We start from the raw sequence: 15,917 nt of genomic DNA, 5'->3' as shown, positions 1-15,917 counted from the left end.
GTACACCATTATTCATCATCATAAAGGCTTTAGAAAATTTCTCGTAATTTGCTTTTCTTGGATCAATCTTTGGTATCACATTTAGAAATATATATAATGCAATCATAATTCCGACCATAGAAATCATTCCGTAAAATTTAGAAGAATATCCATCTACCTTACCTCCGCTCCAATGCGTTGCAATTGTATCCGGCAAATGTGGCCAAGCAAACGCCCAAGCTAAACAAGTTATAACAATTAATAAGATTGCAAAAAGATGTTTTTTCATTTCCCCTCTTCCCCCTTATTCGTAAATGTAAACACCCAAGTTAATAAATCTTGAAAGACAGTTGTGTTTAAAGAGTACACAACAAATTGCCCTTTCTTTTCATCTTGAATAAGTTCAGCATTTTTAAGTGCGCTTAAGTGGTGTGAAATACTTGGTTTTGTCATATTGAAATGTTCAGCGATTTCACCAGCGGTTAAATCACCTTCTTTTAATAAGTCTAAAATTTTTCGCCTTGTTGGATCTGCTAATGCTTTGAATGCTTGATTCAATGTCTTTCTTCCTTTCGATAATTAGACATTTAGATATTTATCTAAATGTTAAACCGATTACTGTTATTTGTCAATTGTATCCAGTGCCCTTTTTACTTTTCTCACTTTTAACCTATACTGTTTACTAGCTTATCTTTCAACATAATGAAAAGACTTGAAACACATGATACACTATAGCTACAATTGTTTTTCTGAGGAGGAATATACATATGTATAAAATTTTAATCGTTGAAGACGATCCAAATATTTCATCATTACTGCAATCTCACATTCAGAAGTACGGTTATGAAGCTGTTGTTGCAGAGAATTTCGATGATATTATGGAATCGTTTAACGCTGTGAAACCACATCTTGTTTTACTTGATGTAAACTTACCGAAATTCGATGGTTTCTACTGGTGCCGTCAAATTCGTCATGAATCTACTTGTCCAATTATTTTCATTTCAGCGCGTGCTGGTGAGATGGAACAAATTATGGCAATTGAAAGCGGTGCGGATGATTACATTACAAAACCATTCCACTACGACGTTGTAATGGCGAAAATTAAAGGACAATTACGCCGTATTTACGGTGATTATGCACCAAATATTTCTGAACGTATCGTTGAAGTAGAAGGTTTAAAACTATTCCCAGAACGTCCTGAAATTCACTTCGGATCTGAACAAGTTCTTTTAACGAAAAAAGAAGCTATTTTAGCTGAAATGTTATTATCTAAATTCCCTCGTACAGCAAGCCGTGAAGATTTATTAGCTGCGCTTTGGGATGACGAAAGCTTCGTTGAAGAAAATACATTAAACGTAAACATTACGCGTCTTCGTAAAAAGTTTAATGAGCTTGGTATTGAGAACTCTATTGAAACAGTACGTGGACTTGGATATCGCTTTAACGCAACTTGGAGTGAATAAGCATGAAGCTATTTTTACGTGATCATTTTGCATTTTTCCTACTGTACGTTTTAAACTTTGGTATCATTTTCGTTCTTTATGATGCAGTAGATGGATTTCAAAACAATAAATTTTATTTCGTCGTTTTAAGTTTATATTTATTTATTTGTTTCCTCGCTTACCGTTACGTTCGCAATCGTAGAATGTACCATAGATTAAGCGAGCAACCAGAAAAAATGGAAGATGTGTTTATTGAAAGAGCAACTGCTCCGATGCCTCACGGTGTCAATGAACTCGTGCGTACGCAGTACCGCCTCTTCCAAAAAGAACTACAATCGTATGAAGTAAAACAACAAGAACATCAATTATTCATTAACCACTGGGTACATCAAATGAAGACTCCTGTTTCTGTTATGCAGCTTATGGTGCTAGAAATGGAAGACGAGCATTTAATTCCAAAGTTTAAAAAAGAGTTAGAGCGTCTAAACCAAGGGCTTGATATGGCTTTATACATGGCTAGGTTAAATAACTTCCATGAAGATTTCCATGTTGAGACGATTTCATTAAAAGATACGGTAACAAAAAATATTAACGGATTAAAAGAACTATTCATTCGTAATGGTGTCTTCCCTGTTTTAGAAGTCCATTCTGATTTAAAAGTTGCTTCTGATGCAAAATGGCTAAAATTTATCATCTATCAGTTAATGACAAATGCTGTTCGTTACTCTGGGGAACGCGGAAAGAAAGTTTTCTTATCTGCTTACCGAAACGGAAAAGATATTATTTTAGAAGTTCGCGATGAAGGTGTTGGTATTCCGCAAGAAGATATTCGAAGAGTATTTGAACCATTTTACACTGGGAAAAACGGTCGCGCATTCGGAGAATCTACTGGTATGGGACTTTATATTGTAAGTAAAATTTGTGATTATTTAGGTCACTCTGTCAAACTAGATTCCGAAGTTGGTAAAGGAACGACGATTAAAATCATCTTCCACAACGCTGCAAATAATCAAGCAGAACATACGGAGAAGGTGACCGAAGCATGATCGTAACATATGCTAGCAAAATGTATGAGAACTCACTCTCATACATTTTTTGCAATACAACTACTTCTATATCTTCTAGCCGGAGGTATAATCTATGACATTTTGGCAATTTGCATTTAAAAACGTCACGCGCAACTCGAGAGCTTATTTTGCTTACTTTGTAAGTAGTTCCTTTTCCATTGCTGTGTTCTTTTCGTTTGCTGTTTACTTATTCCATCCGAAATTACAAAACTTTGACATGACCTCTGAAATTTCAGGATTAATGATATTTTCAGAAGTAGTAATTGTATTTTTCTCTTTCTTCTTTTTACTATATTCCATTGGTACTTTTTTAAAAGTTAGAAAAAAACAATTTGGTGTTTTGACCATTTTAGGAATATCGAGAAAACAATTACATCGTCTTGTTTTTATGGAGAATATGTTAATCGGGATTTTATCTATCTTTTTCGGCATGCAGTTTGGAGTTGTTTTTTCTCAATTTTTCTTATTAGTAACAGCCAAACTTACGCATGTTCCAGGAATATATTTATACGGTCCTACTAACGCGTTTATTTTAACAACCATTGTTTTCCTTAGTCTTTTTATCATTGTATCTGCATTCACACCAATGCTTATTCGTACAAAAAAAGCGGTACACCTTTTAAAAACAAATGGTGGAAAACAAAAAGAAAGAAAACCATCCGTACTTGTTTCATTATTTGGTGCGATTTGTTTATTTGGTGGTTATACGTTAGCTGGAAATCCTAAATATTTCGTATCAGTAAGCCCGCAAATCGGTGTTATATATATGGTTTCGAGTATTTTCGTTATCCCAATGCTAGTTACAATAGGAACATATTTTTTCTTTTCTCAAATTAGTTTCTTACTGATTTATATTTTAAAGAAAAGAAGAAGATTTTATATGAAACGGATTAATATGCTTTGGATTTCAGATTTAGCAAACCGTATTCGGACGAATATTAATATGCTTTTTATTGTAGCGATGCTCTCTACAATTGCTTTCACAATGATCACGTTCCTATATGGATTCGGGAAATTTATTAAGCTAGAGGTGAATAGAACTTCCCCTTTCCCAATTTCTTATTTCTCTTATGATGCGAACCCTTTTGTTACAGAGCATTTAAATTGGCTTGAGCAACAATTACAAAAAGAGCATTTCCCTTATCAAAAAATAAAAGCTGATATATATGAAACACCACTAAAAGAAGATAAAGATATAGCTATTTATAATGACGTATACGCAATTAAGCAAAGTGACTATAACAAACTTGCGAATTCTTTACGAATGAAACAACTATTTATGGATGATAACGAAGCATATGTGCTAACAGGGACATCTTATATCACCATATTCAACGAATTTGAGCAAAGCTACAATAGGGATTACATTACACTCTCTAGTACAAATACGAAATTAAGAGTTAAAGGCTATGAGCATGTAAACGCAATCCCATCTGACTTTTCATATCAAACGATAGTGTTGCCTGATATTATCGTAAATAACTTACCTAACACCGTAAAACATATATCAGCATACAATTACAAAATTCAAAACTGGGAACAGACATATGAAATTGCTGATAATTTTATAGAAAAGGTACAAAAAGATCGAAATAAATACCAGTATGAAGGGCCTCTTATTCGCTCCTTTGAATCAGCGGGATCGTTATACAAAATAACATCAGGTAGTGCCGCGTACTTCCTAATCGGGACATTTTTAGGAGTTATTTTCTTCATTGGAGCTGGTAGCGTTCTTTACTTTAGAATGTATACGGATTTGACGAACGAACAAGAGAAATATATAACGATTTCTAAAATCGGTGTAACAGATACAGAGATGAAACGATCTGCAACCATTCAACTTAGTATTTTATTTTTCATTCCGTACATTATGGCATCCATTCATACAATGTTCGCAACAAAAATGCTACAAGATGTAATTGGTCTGTCTTTGTTCAAAGAAGTTTCAGCCGTTCTTATTATTTTTGGATTCGTTGAAATCATATTTTTCTTATTCATTCGTTCACTTTATATGCAAAAATTATCACATTACACGAGTGGACAAAATATTTAAAACAAACTTGATGAAAAGAGTATCTCTCATACTCTTTTCATCTTCACCCTATTAGGAGGTTTAGGTGAATGACATTTTGGCAGTTTGCATTTAAAAACGTCACAAGAAACGCCAGAGCTTATTTCGCCTATTTTGTAAGCAGTGCGTTCTCCATCGCAATCTTTTTCTCATTTGCAGTTTATTTATTTCATCCTAAATTGCATATGACAGACGTGAATTTTTCTCTGAACATATTAATGACAATTTCAGAAGTTGTCATTGTGTTCTTTTCATTTTTCTTTTTACTGTATTCAATCGGGACGTTTTTAAAAGTACGAAAAAAACAGTTCGGGATTTTAACAGTACTTGGCATATCTCAAAAACAATTAAAGCGACTCATATTTATAGAAAATATGTTAATTGGTGCTCTTTCTATATTTTTTGGCATTCAACTTGGACTTGTCTTTTCACAGTTCTTTTTGTTAGTTACCGCCAAAATTACACACGTACCTGGTTTATATTTATATCCGCCTACAAGTGCTATCGTTTTAACTATCATCATCTTTCTCGGGCTCTTCATTCTCGTATCATCTTTTACACCGATGCTCATTCGCACGAGAAAAGCCGTACGTCTTTTAAAAGAAGGAAAACAACAAAAAGAAAGAAAAGCATCCGTGCTCATCTCTCTATTTGGTGCGATCTGTTTAATATGTGGATATGCGTTAGCCGCAAATCCGCTGTATTTTATGTCGCTAGGTGACATAATTGGACTTTTATATGCCGTCTCTAGTATATTTGTCATCCCATCGCTTATTGCAGCTGGAACATACTTTTTCTTTTCACAAATTAGTTTTTTACTTATTCGTATTTTAAAAACACGAAGAAAGTTTTATATGAAACGAATTAATATGCTTTGGATTTCCGATCTAGCATCACGTATTCGGACAAACATTAACATGCTCTTTATTGTAGCGATGCTATCGACGCTCGCTTTTACAATGATTACATTCTTATATGGATTCGGGAAATTTACAAAGTTTGATGCGATTAGACAAAACCCTTTCCCGTTTACTTATTTATCACATACTGAAAATACGTTAGCTGATGAACATTTAAACTGGTTAGAGCAGAAATTTAATGAAGAGCACTTTACTTATACAAAATTTAAAACGGATATATATGAAGTATCTTCGGCTGAAGATAACACGCAGCTCTATTATGCCATTAAACAAAGTGACTATAATGTACTTGCTAAGGCTTTAAATTGGGAAAAACTCACGGTAAATAAGAATGAATCTTATATTCTTATGAAAGACTTAGATGATCAGGTTATTGGAACACTTCACAATAAAGAACAGAAAAATACTCTTACACTTACTCAAAACAATTTACAACTACAAGTGAAAGAATATAAAAGTTATAGCCCATTCCCAAACAGCTTAATATACCAATTACTCATACTATCTGATGAAAATGTAGAAGCCTTATCCACAGTTTCCAAACAAATGAGTGTATATAACTTCAAAGTTACAGATTGGGAAAAAGCATATAATATCGGTTCATCGTTTATAACAAAAATCCATAACGATAATGCAGCAATTCAAGCAGAGCATCCACCTTTCCATGCAAGTGAAGCGAGCGATTCTCTATATAAGACAAAACTAAATGTCGCTTCGTTCTTCTTAATTGGTACTTTCCTAGGAGTTATTTTCTTTATCGGTGCTGGCAGTGTTCTTTACTTCCGGATGTATACAGATTTAACAAATGAGCAAGAAAAATATATAACGATTACGAAAATCGGCTTAACTGAGACTGAAATGAAACGTTCAGCGACAATTCAGCTTGCAATTCTTTTCTTCGTACCTTACATTATGGCATCAATCCATACGATGTTTGCGACAAAGATGCTACAAGAAATATTACATCTCTCGTTCTTCGCTGAAATTACAGTCGTACTGTTGATTTTTGGAACAGTTGAAATTTTATTTTTCCTTTTAATTCGTTCCTTTTATATGCAAAAATTATCACAACACATTAAGTTTTAAAAAGTAGAAAGGTGATTACTATGGAAGAAGTATTACACATAAAAAACGTCTCAAAAGTATATGAGGGGAAAGTCCCTCATACTGCTTTAAAAAATATAAATTTACACGTGGATAAAGGGGAATTCGTTGCCATTATGGGACCATCTGGTAGCGGAAAATCTACATTTTTAAACGTTATCTCTACAATCGATTCTCCGACTTCTGGTGATGTCGTGATTAACGGAAAAAAACCGCACACATTTCGTAGAGAGAAGTTAGCTATTTTCCGAAGACAAGAGTTAGGATTTGTTTTCCAAAACTTTAACTTACTAGATACACTGACAATCGGTGAAAATATCGTATTACCTTTAACATTAGATAATGTTCCATTAAAAGAAATGGATGAAAAGCTTGATAACATTTCAAAAAAGCTTGGAATTGATCATATTTTGGACAAGCGTATTTTTGAAGTTTCTGGGGGACAAGCACAGCGTACCGCAGTAGCACGTGCTGTTATTCATCATCCTTCACTTCTACTAGCCGACGAACCGACAGGAAACTTAGATTCAAAAGCGGCAATTGACGTAATGGAGTTATTTACGAAATTAAATAAAGAAGAAGATGCAACGATTTTAATGGTTACGCACGATCCGTTTGCAGCAAGTTATTGTAACCGTGTTATTTTCATTAAAGATGGCGAGCTTTACAATGAACTGCACCGCGGATTATATCGCGAGAAATTTTATCAAGAAATATTAGATGTTCTAGCGTTATTAGGAGGAAGACGTGGATGACATTTTGGCAATTCGCATTTAAAAATGTCTCGCGTAATTCGAAAGCATATTTCGCCTACTTTGTAAGTAGTGCTTTTTCTATCATGGTTTTCTTTTCATTTACTGTATACGCGTATCATCCGCGCTTACAGAGTATACAAAGCTTTCAAGAACGTGATCCTCTAATGAACTTAGCTAGTACAGCACAGCTTGTGATCGTTATGTTCTCGTTCTTCTTTCTCTTATATTCAATTGGAACATTTTTAAATGTTCGGAAGCAGCAATTCGGGATACTCACTATTCTTGGTATCTCACAGAGACAATTAAAAAGATTGTTATTTACTGAAAATATGATAATCGGGATATTGTCTATCTTTATCGGCATTCAAGGTGGACTTGTATTTTCTAACTTTTTCTTATTAGTCACTTCGAAATTAACAAGTGCGAAAGGTCTCTATTTATATTGGCCAACAGAAGCGATTATCGTTACAACCGTAACGTTTATCATTTTATTTTTAATCGTTTCTACGTTTACACCAATGTTTATTCGTACTCGAAAAACAGCCCACCTCATTAAGGGGAATAAGAAAATGCCAGCTGAAAAAAGACCATCTATACTCATCTCTTTATTCGCTTTAATTTGTTTAGGGCTATGCTATTATATCGCTGGTTATCCGCGAGGCTACGTAACGGAAAAAAATGTGCAAAATGGATCTGTCTTTTTTATTATGTTATCTATTTTACCGCTCGTAATAGTCGGGACATATTTATTCTTTTCACAAACATTCCTTCTTTTCATCTATATTTTAAAGAAGCGCAGAAAGTTTTATTTGAAACAAATAAATATGTTATGGATTTCAGATTTAGTTTCTCGTACACGCAGTAATATTAATGTACTCTTTATTGTTTCTATGCTATCTGCACTTGCATTTACGATTATTATCGGGTTATTTGCTGCTAATAACAATACGAAGGCATCAGTACTAGAGCGATATCCCGTTCCCTTCACGTATACATCAGAAGGTGACAATTCCCTTGAACAAAAGCATATTTCTACAATTGAAACGGAGCTTACAACTAATAATTTTCTTTACAAAAAATATAAGTTTACAGTATTAAAAGATACAGCTTCCAAAGAAGATATTATGCTTATGAAGATGAGTGATTATAACGCAATTGCTAAACAATTGAAAAGACCGGAAATAACAATCGATTCTACAGAAGTTTATATTATTTCTCGGCACTCACCAGAACTTCTCGATCTCGTATCTAATCCATTTGCAAAGCAAAATACGATTACACTCGGGTCTAATAAAAAAGAATTTCATATTAAAGGGTTTATTAATAAGGGAATCGAACCATCCTTTGCATTCCCACATTTAGCTGTCGTACAAGATTATGTATTTGATAATATGATTCCTCATATTGAAACAACTGTAATCTATAACTACTTCGTAGAAAACTGGGAAAATGCAATAGTTCCAACCAAAAATATGTTACGTGTTATTAGTGGCGATGCGCGTGAGTTCTACGAAAAGCATACAGAAGAGAACGCTCAAGTTCCTTTCTTCATACACACGGCTACGGATGAACTCATTTACGGTAAAGGAAATGCAGTTGCTCAATTCTTTATTTGGGCATTTCTCGGCTTTATTTTCTTTATCGGTGCGGCTAGTGTTTTATACTTCCGTATGTATAATGACTTAACAACTGAAAGACAAAAGTATATTACGATTACAAAGCTTGGCTTAACTGAATCAGAAATGTTTCGCTCTGCAACGATTCAATTAGGAATTTTATTTTTCGTTCCTTACATCGTTGCTGGTGTTCACACGTTATTTGCGGTTAAGTTTTTACAAAGCATGTTTTCTTTCTCATTACTAAAAGAGACATGTATCGTACTCACCTTTTTCGGGATTATTGAGATTATTTTCTTCTTCTTAATCCGTTCTCTGTACATTAATAAATTATCACAGCATATAAAAATATGAATAAAATAGCCTTGTGCAATATGCACAAGGCTATTTTCAATAGTTTTTAATAATTAGCAGCAATATCCACCGTAGCCGCCTGCGTAACCGCCGTAACCACCATAGCCACAACCGCCGCCTCCGCCGAAGCAGCTAGCACCGATGATAATTAATAAAATAAACAATACGATTAGAAGCGCAAAACCGCCTCCGCAACCATGTCTGCGGTTACAATCATCATGTCTGTGTTCACACTTTTCGCTCATTACCCTATTCCTCCTTTAGTATCATTCATAACAAGTTCACCTTGCTCTAAATGAGGGGATTCCATTTATATTATGTTTTCAGGGCGAATAGGAAGCTTGGCTTACCTAAAAACGGGCTTGTTTTAGGAATTGGGCTTAATCAAAAAAAAAGATACCTATTCAGGTATCCTTTAAAGAAACATATTCAACAAAAGAGCAAAACCAAATGCAATAAATGATAACAATGTTTCCAGCACCGTCCACGTTTTAAATGTTTCCTTCACCGTCAAACCTAAATACTCTTTTACAAGCCAGAACCCTGCATCATTTACGTGAGAAAACATTAATGAACCTGCACCGGTTGCAATAACGAGAAGCTCTAAATTCACACCAGACATGTGCTGAATAACTGGTGAAACAATCCCTGCTGCTGTCGTTAATGCTACTGTAGCTGAACCTGTTGCAATTCGAATTAAACCAGCTACCATGAAAGCTAATACGATTGGTGATAACGAAATATGTTCTGCCATTTGTGCAATAGCTGTTCCAACGCCGCTTTCAATTAATATTTGTTTAAATCCACCGCCTGCACCAATTATTAAAATAATAGAACCGACAGGCAATAAACTTTCATCTGTTAATTTTTTAATCATCTTTTTATTAATACCTTGTTTGATACCAAGTAAATAAAATGCTGCGAAACATGAAATAAGTAAGGCGATTACTGGACTCCCTATAAACACAAAAAATTCAGTCAATTTTTTCGGTAATGAAATATATGGTGCAACTACTGATAAAATCATCAATACAACTGGTAATAAAATAATAAAGAATGAAATTTTACGACTTGGCAAATCAGTTGATACTGTCGTAACTCGAACAAGATCCGGTTCATTTTCAGGTATAACCCTCTTATGTACCCACTTTGCAAATATTGGGCCTGCGATAATGGCTGTTGGTAACGCGATAATTAATGAATATAAAAGTACCTTTCCTAAGTTCGCGTTATAAATACCGATTGCTGTCATCGCCCCTGGATGTGGTGGTACGAGCCCGTGAACAATAGATAATCCTGCAATGACAGGTAACGCAATTAATAATATATTTTGCTTCGTCGTTTTTCGAATTGAAATAACGAGTGGTAATAAAATGACAATCCCCACTTCAAAAAACACTGGAATCCCTATAACAAAACCTGCAAATAACATAGCCCAAGGTAGTTTCTTCACACCGAAAAATCGAATAAAGAAGTCTGCCACTTGCATGCCCGCCCCTGAATCGGACATCATTTTTCCTAAAATTGTTCCGAGGGCTAAAATACCAACTAGATGCCCTAGTACACTACCAACACCAGTTTCATAGGCAGTCACTATTTTCGTCAAATTCAGTCCAGACATAATAGCTAAAAATAAACTCGCAACTGTTAAACTAATAAATGCATGCCATTTCCACCATGATACCCCTAAAATAACAATTGTGATCGCAAGTAACGTGACGATTAATAAGTATATATCCATCTCTCATTCTCCTTACTTTTATCCCGATTGGTGTGGGCTAATAATTAGTGGGTGATGCCCTCCTCCACTAATTAAAGTTTTACTTTATAAAAAAAGAGGGAACATCCCCTCTTTTTTATACGTCATAATTCACTACATAATGCTGCATTTCTGTATTGTAGTAGCCTTCGCTATATTCAATTACTTCGCCAACTTCATCATAAGAATAGCGCATACGTTTTAATAACGCTGTTCCCTCTTTTTCACCTAGCGCTTCTGCAACGAAATTAGGTGCAAGCCCAACCGCGAATTCATCTCTGAAGTTTTCTAAATGTATACCTCGGTCTTCAACTAAATCATAAAGCGATTGTAAATCAAAGTCCGATAAATCTGTACTTGCCATTCCTGCTGAGAAATAGTGCGTATAATGAATGTACGGTGCATCATTTAACGTATATAAACGTTCGATACGGAAACTCTCTTTCCCGAATAATCGAAATGGCACTGTTCCTTCTTCATTATGCACGACTTCTGCTTTTAGCAATTTCTTCTGTACTTTATATCCTTCTTCCACTAATACTTCTGTAAATTTCTTACCCTTTGACAGTTTTGTCGCAGAAGTATTACGAATCACTTTCGTTCCTTTACCACTTTTCTTTTCCAAGTATCCTTCTTGAGCGAGTTCTTTAATGGCATTACGCACTGTAATCTTACTAACTTTGAACTCTTCTTCTAATTGCGGTTCTGAAGGAATATTCGTATGAATCGCATATACGCCATGCAATATTCGATCACGAATAATATTTTTTATTTGTAAATATAATGGTCCTTTTTTCCTCGTTACGTTCACTGTTACACCCACTACCTTTCTACATCACCTACTGATGCCGTCATCGCCCGAAGTATATCTTTCTCTGATGACATTGGCGTATCACCGACGATTGTATGTGCTAGCATTCCAGCTGCTGACGCAAATGAAACAGCTTTCTCTGGTGCAAACTCTTTTATCTCGCCATGAATAATTCCGCTCGTATAAGCATCTCCAGCACCTATTCTATCATATACAGAAAACGTAAGTGTTTTTGCAAAAATGAACGAATCATTTTTACATATAAACCCGCGAAGCGAATGTGTATTATCACTGTTGATGGAGCGATGAGTACCAGCGATTGTAGCGATATGATACGTTTCAGCTACCTTTGGAATAAGATCCAGCAGCTGCGCCTCACGCTCCGTCTCTTCTGTTTTCATCCCAAGAACGAACATCGCATCTTTTTCATTCATCATAACGATATTAGCAAGTCCTAGCATTTCTTCATAATGCGGTGTTGCCTGTTCATATCCGTCTTCTCCCCAAAGTGAGGGACGATAATTACAATCAAAAACGACGGTTCCTCCGTTTTCTTTAACTGCTCTCGCTAAAGATTTCATATGATGACGCACCGTATCATTCATCGCAAGTGTAATTCCGCAAAAATGAACGATATCAATTTCCTTTGCGATTTCTTCAAATTGATACATTTCTTCACATGCCGTATTGAAGCTACTTTCTAATCGATTCGAATATGTAACGCGGCTTGCACGTGCACCGAATCCATTTTCTAAAAAATACATACCTACATATTTACCGCCTCTTGAAACAAGAGAAGTTTGAATCCCTAACTTTTGAATGTAAGATACAGCTGCATCTCCAACCGAATTTTCCGGTAAAGTTGAAATAAGAAGCCCTTCATGCCCTAAGTGAGAAAGTGCCGCTACAACGTTCACACCTGTACCTGAAAATGAGTAATTTAACGTGTTAGCTTGCGACAACAATTCATATCCAGGTACTTGCAGGCGCATCATTACTTCGCCGAACGCTGCAATTTTCTTACGCATATTGATCAACTAGCTTTTTCACGACTGCTAATAATTCACGAACATCTTCTACTTTCGTATTACCAGTTTCTTTATCAATAATAGAAGAGTATACGTGCGGGATAACTTGCTCTACATTTGCCTCAAGCGCAATACGTACAATTGTTTCAAAGTTTTCTTTATCAATTCCACCTGTTGGCTCTAATGCGAATCCTTCTTCTGCACAAGCTTTCGCAACTGCGCGATATTCTTCTTGGTGAGCTAGCCCTTTCATCGGGAAGTATTTCAATGAATTTCCGCCCATATCACGTACAAGTGCGATCGCTGTTTTAATTGGAACGATTGCTTTTTCTTCTCCAGCCGCACTAATTGGGCCAGTAGAAATATTTACGTAACCTACTTTTCCTGTTGGTGATACTAAACTATTAATCCAGCTATCTTTTTCGCCGAGATTTGCACGCGTTGCTCCAACTGAAGGGAACACTTGGTTAATATGGCTACCAGGATAATGCTTCGCAATTTCAGCCACAACTGCTGCTTGGCGATTATCTCCTGCGCCTAGTCCGATTGATACAGCGTCATCAATTTCTTTTCCGTATGCTTTCATAGCTATAACAGCTTCTTCTACTGTTGGATAGTCTTTTGATAACACTCCCACTACTACATAACCTTCTGCTGCTTCAAAAATATCTTTCGCATTTTGGATATTGTTTGCTAATACATTTAATGCTACGCGTCCTTTATAAAAACGTTTTTGAATGTTTGTCATTTTAGTTTCCCCCTACAATTTCTCTCAATTTTTCTTCAATCACATGTATGTCATCACCTTGAAGTGGACGTGGATCAATATCAAAGAATCCTTGTCTTACTCCGTAATCACGTGTATAAATGGCGATTTCCCCTTCGCGTAATGCAGTCACAACATCTCTTGCTGATTTGTTTAACTCTTTCTCGTTAATATGAATACGAGCTCTAAAGATTGCTCTTCCAGCCTCATCTTGAACGATCGTTACATTTACACCATTTAATTCTTTTAGCGGCATAAGTACTTGTAGCAATTCTTTTTCTTGCTCGCTCTTATCTTCTTTTACTCCGTACTCATCAAGCGCTTGAAGTAAGCCAAAAGTTGTCTCTTTCCCGACTTTCATACTTCTTCCGATGCAATGTAATTGCACTTTCAGCCATTCGATATATTTTCGTTTACCGCCAACAATACCAGAAGTAGGTCCTTCAATTGCCTTTGAACCACTATAAATGGCAAGGTCTGAATACTTCACATATTTTTGAATGTCTTCTTCAGCTGCCGCATCAACGATAAGTGGTACGTTATTTCGCTGCGCTACTTCCCATGCTTCTTCAACAGAAATCATATTTTTTTGCACTGCATGATGTGATTTCACATAAAGAATTGCTGCTGTATTTTCGTCAATCGCATCTTCAATATGTTCTGCTTTCCCTTCATTTGCGTAGCCAACTTCAACGAGTTTTCCTCCACCTAAGTAAATCATCGTTTCAACAGGAGCACCGTATTGAACGTTATGACCTTTTAACATAATCACTTCGTTTTTCGCGATTACTTCTTGATGAAGTCTTTCACTTTTACGGCGATTTCCTTCTGTAACGATACCAGCGATAGAAAGCGCAATTCCGCTCGATGCTGAATTCACAACGACCGCTGCCTCTGAATCTAGAATTCTCGCAATATGGTCTCCTGCTTTATCTACTAAATCAGCAATTTCCACATAATTTTGTCCACCATGTTTCATCGCATCCATTACTGTATCTGTAGGAGCAGATACACCTAAAATACTCATTCTACCGCTCGCATTAATCACTCTTTTTAATCCGTACTTAGCATTCAATGAATGACCCATTAATTACAACCCCTTTCGTATCAATTCTTCTTTCAGCAACGCGCTGATTCCCTTCTGAATCAATTAACGTAACCTTCTCATCTTTCACCGTAAATAAAGTTAAGTTTGCAATATCGCCTTCTTGAATGCGGCCAAGCTCTGGTTTTTTCAGCCACTCTGCTGCATTTTTCGTAACCGCGTCAATTACTTCTTCTAGCGGATAACCTAAGTAAAGGAATTTCGAAAGAACATGGGCCATACTATACACCGGACCATGCACACGATTCTTCCGGTAAATATCTGTACTAATCGTATTAAAGATGATATCGTGACGCTTCGCAGCCTCTGCTACTTTAAAAGAAAAACTGGCATTACCATGCCCAACATCTAAATGCACACCGCGCTTCACTGCATCTAGTAACACAGGTAACGGTTTGCCTTCTTCATCAAATAAATTATTTTCTTTCCCGTTTAAGTAATGTGTAATGACATCATCTTTTTCTAAAAGAGGTACAACTTCCTCAATGCGAGGAGGCGCTGAACCGATATGTACCATAATTGGTAATGATGTTTCACGAGATAAAGAGCGTGCAACATGAAGCGGTTCAATTCCGCTATCACAAACGACACTTTTACTCATTCTCGCCTTTAACCCAACGATTACATCTTTATACTTTTCTACTGCTTCTATCGCTTTCTCTTTGTCTATCCATTCCATATTGGATAATTCATCAATTCGTTTCAAACCGATGCGAGAAATATTTAAAAAGGCAAATAAATTTGTCTTTGCCTGCTCTCTACTTTTTACTAAATCTGCAATACGATCAGCACCGCAACTACCCGCATCAACAATTGTCGTTACCCCTTGCTTAACGCCAATTTCATCTACCTCATCGCCATACGGATCAAACTCTGGAAAAGCGTGAACGTGCAAATCAATCCAGCCACTCGATACGTAAGTACCAGAGTAATCAAGAACCTTTCCACCCTCGCCAGCACCAGCTTTCGTCACCTGTGCGATTTTGTTATTTTCAATTACAATGTCAATCTCTTCCCCGTTCACACGTTTCACATTACGTAGTACGAATCGTTCTGTCATTGTACTTCCACCCTTTTCTATAAGAAGCCATAAGAATACGCTTACATTAAAGTTTCATTTTATATGTCTTTCACACGTTT

Annotated in this window: 15 protein-coding genes; 6 read left to right on the top strand and 9 right to left on the bottom strand. The window is 35.9% G+C overall.

Annotated elements, in window-relative coordinates; all coding sequences use genetic code 11:
• Positions 1-268, bottom strand: a 268-nt coding sequence (locus ACQGS6_RS13140) for a DUF1648 domain-containing protein (RefSeq protein ID WP_426965206.1), incomplete at its 3' end; no start/stop codon positions are given.
• On the bottom strand, positions 265-537 hold the full coding sequence (locus ACQGS6_RS13135) for an autorepressor SdpR family transcription factor (RefSeq protein WP_001070531.1): 273 nt from the start codon (positions 535-537) through the stop codon (positions 265-267). The genes ACQGS6_RS13140 and ACQGS6_RS13135, both read right to left, overlap by 4 nt.
• Before the next feature lie 209 nt (positions 538-746).
• Between ACQGS6_RS13135 and ACQGS6_RS13130 the strand changes: the two genes are divergently transcribed.
• From ACQGS6_RS13130 to ACQGS6_RS13105, 6 genes are all read left to right on the top strand, one after another.
• Complete coding sequence (locus ACQGS6_RS13130) at positions 747-1,442, top strand: response regulator transcription factor (protein WP_000276738.1); 696 nt, start codon at positions 747-749, stop codon at positions 1,440-1,442.
• A 2-nt stretch (positions 1,443-1,444) separates the two neighbouring features.
• Positions 1,445-2,467 (top strand): sensor histidine kinase, encoded by a 1,023-nt coding sequence (locus ACQGS6_RS13125; protein ID WP_050822145.1) that lies wholly within the window; start codon positions 1,445-1,447, stop codon positions 2,465-2,467.
• 94 nt (positions 2,468-2,561) lie between these two features.
• A complete protein-coding gene (locus ACQGS6_RS13120; protein WP_074625369.1) occupies positions 2,562-4,541 on the top strand; it encodes an FtsX-like permease family protein in 1,980 nt (659 codons plus the stop codon).
• Positions 4,542-4,609: 68 nt separating this feature from the next.
• A complete protein-coding gene (locus ACQGS6_RS13115) occupies positions 4,610-6,565 on the top strand; it encodes an ABC transporter permease (RefSeq protein ID WP_074625370.1) in 1,956 nt (651 codons plus the stop codon).
• Positions 6,566-6,585: 20 nt separating this feature from the next.
• A complete protein-coding gene (locus ACQGS6_RS13110) occupies positions 6,586-7,338 on the top strand; it encodes an ABC transporter ATP-binding protein (protein ID WP_000393250.1) in 753 nt (250 codons plus the stop codon).
• Positions 7,335-9,308 (top strand): ABC transporter permease, encoded by a 1,974-nt coding sequence (locus ACQGS6_RS13105; RefSeq protein WP_153600606.1) that lies wholly within the window; start codon positions 7,335-7,337, stop codon positions 9,306-9,308. The genes ACQGS6_RS13110 and ACQGS6_RS13105 overlap by 4 nt, the downstream gene beginning before the upstream one ends.
• Positions 9,309-9,361: 53 nt before the next feature.
• Here ACQGS6_RS13105 and ACQGS6_RS13100 read toward each other — a convergent pair whose 3' ends face one another.
• The 7 genes from ACQGS6_RS13100 to ACQGS6_RS13070 all read right to left on the bottom strand — a co-directional run bounded on the left by ACQGS6_RS13100 (position 9,362) and on the right by ACQGS6_RS13070 (position 15,837).
• Positions 9,362-9,553 carry a YjcZ family sporulation protein gene (locus ACQGS6_RS13100; RefSeq protein ID WP_001290392.1) on the bottom strand — a complete coding sequence of 64 codons (192 nt, stop codon included), beginning with the start codon at positions 9,551-9,553 and terminating at the stop codon, positions 9,362-9,364.
• Between the two features lie 170 nt (positions 9,554-9,723).
• Positions 9,724-11,049 (bottom strand): gluconate permease GntP, encoded by a 1,326-nt coding sequence (gene gntP, locus ACQGS6_RS13095; protein WP_326318282.1) that lies wholly within the window; start codon positions 11,047-11,049, stop codon positions 9,724-9,726.
• 115 nt (positions 11,050-11,164) lie between these two features.
• Positions 11,165-11,890 carry a GntR family transcriptional regulator gene (locus ACQGS6_RS13090; protein WP_000539288.1) on the bottom strand — a complete coding sequence of 242 codons (726 nt, stop codon included), beginning with the start codon at positions 11,888-11,890 and terminating at the stop codon, positions 11,165-11,167.
• Positions 11,890-12,906, bottom strand: coding sequence for a sugar kinase (locus ACQGS6_RS13085; RefSeq protein WP_242785172.1), 1,017 nt, complete (start codon positions 12,904-12,906; stop codon positions 11,890-11,892). The genes ACQGS6_RS13090 and ACQGS6_RS13085 overlap by 1 nt, the downstream gene beginning before the upstream one ends.
• Positions 12,899-13,654, bottom strand: coding sequence for a 2-dehydro-3-deoxy-phosphogluconate aldolase (gene dagF / locus ACQGS6_RS13080; protein WP_426965205.1), 756 nt, complete (start codon positions 13,652-13,654; stop codon positions 12,899-12,901). Before dagF ends, ACQGS6_RS13085 begins: the two co-directional genes overlap by 8 nt.
• A gap of 1 nt (position 13,655) precedes the next feature.
• Positions 13,656-14,759 (bottom strand): DgaE family pyridoxal phosphate-dependent ammonia lyase, encoded by a 1,104-nt coding sequence (locus ACQGS6_RS13075; RefSeq protein ID WP_242785173.1) that lies wholly within the window; start codon positions 14,757-14,759, stop codon positions 13,656-13,658.
• Positions 14,737-15,837: an amidohydrolase/deacetylase family metallohydrolase gene (locus ACQGS6_RS13070; RefSeq protein WP_000139937.1), complete on the bottom strand. Its 1,101-nt coding sequence runs from the start codon at positions 15,835-15,837 to the stop codon at positions 14,737-14,739. Before ACQGS6_RS13070 ends, ACQGS6_RS13075 begins: the two co-directional genes overlap by 23 nt.
• Positions 15,838-15,917: the final 80 nt, after the last annotated feature.

The organism is Bacillus sp. GMs2/2 (genome assembly GCF_050172095.1).
GTDB classification, from domain to species: Bacteria; Bacillota; Bacilli; order Bacillales; family Bacillaceae_G; genus Bacillus_A; species Bacillus_A cereus.
The sequence above is the reverse complement of the archived record's forward strand: the minus strand, read 5'-3'. Positions and strand labels throughout refer to the sequence as shown.

Bases quoted from the DNA above. Each gene is read 5' to 3' on its own strand.
- gntP (WP_326318282.1), bottom strand. From the start codon at position 11,049: ATGGATATATACTTATTAATCGTCACGTTACTTGCGATCACAATTGTT.
- ACQGS6_RS13105 (WP_153600606.1), top strand. From the start codon at position 7,335: ATGACATTTTGGCAATTCGCATTTAAAAATGTCTCGCGTAATTCGAAA.
- ACQGS6_RS13125 (WP_050822145.1), top strand. From the start codon at position 1,445: ATGAAGCTATTTTTACGTGATCATTTTGCATTTTTCCTACTGTACGTT.
- ACQGS6_RS13085 (WP_242785172.1), bottom strand. From the start codon at position 12,906: ATGCGTAAGAAAATTGCAGCGTTCGGCGAAGTAATGATGCGCCTGCAA.
- ACQGS6_RS13070 (WP_000139937.1), bottom strand. From the start codon at position 15,837: ATGACAGAACGATTCGTACTACGTAATGTGAAACGTGTGAACGGGGAA.
- dagF (WP_426965205.1), bottom strand. From the start codon at position 13,654: ATGACAAACATTCAAAAACGTTTTTATAAAGGACGCGTAGCATTAAAT.
- ACQGS6_RS13130 (WP_000276738.1), top strand. From the start codon at position 747: ATGTATAAAATTTTAATCGTTGAAGACGATCCAAATATTTCATCATTA.
- ACQGS6_RS13100 (WP_001290392.1), bottom strand. From the start codon at position 9,553: ATGAGCGAAAAGTGTGAACACAGACATGATGATTGTAACCGCAGACAT.
- ACQGS6_RS13115 (WP_074625370.1), top strand. From the start codon at position 4,610: ATGACATTTTGGCAGTTTGCATTTAAAAACGTCACAAGAAACGCCAGA.
- ACQGS6_RS13110 (WP_000393250.1), top strand. From the start codon at position 6,586: ATGGAAGAAGTATTACACATAAAAAACGTCTCAAAAGTATATGAGGGG.
- ACQGS6_RS13075 (WP_242785173.1), bottom strand. From the start codon at position 14,759: ATGGGTCATTCATTGAATGCTAAGTACGGATTAAAAAGAGTGATTAAT.
- ACQGS6_RS13120 (WP_074625369.1), top strand. From the start codon at position 2,562: ATGACATTTTGGCAATTTGCATTTAAAAACGTCACGCGCAACTCGAGA.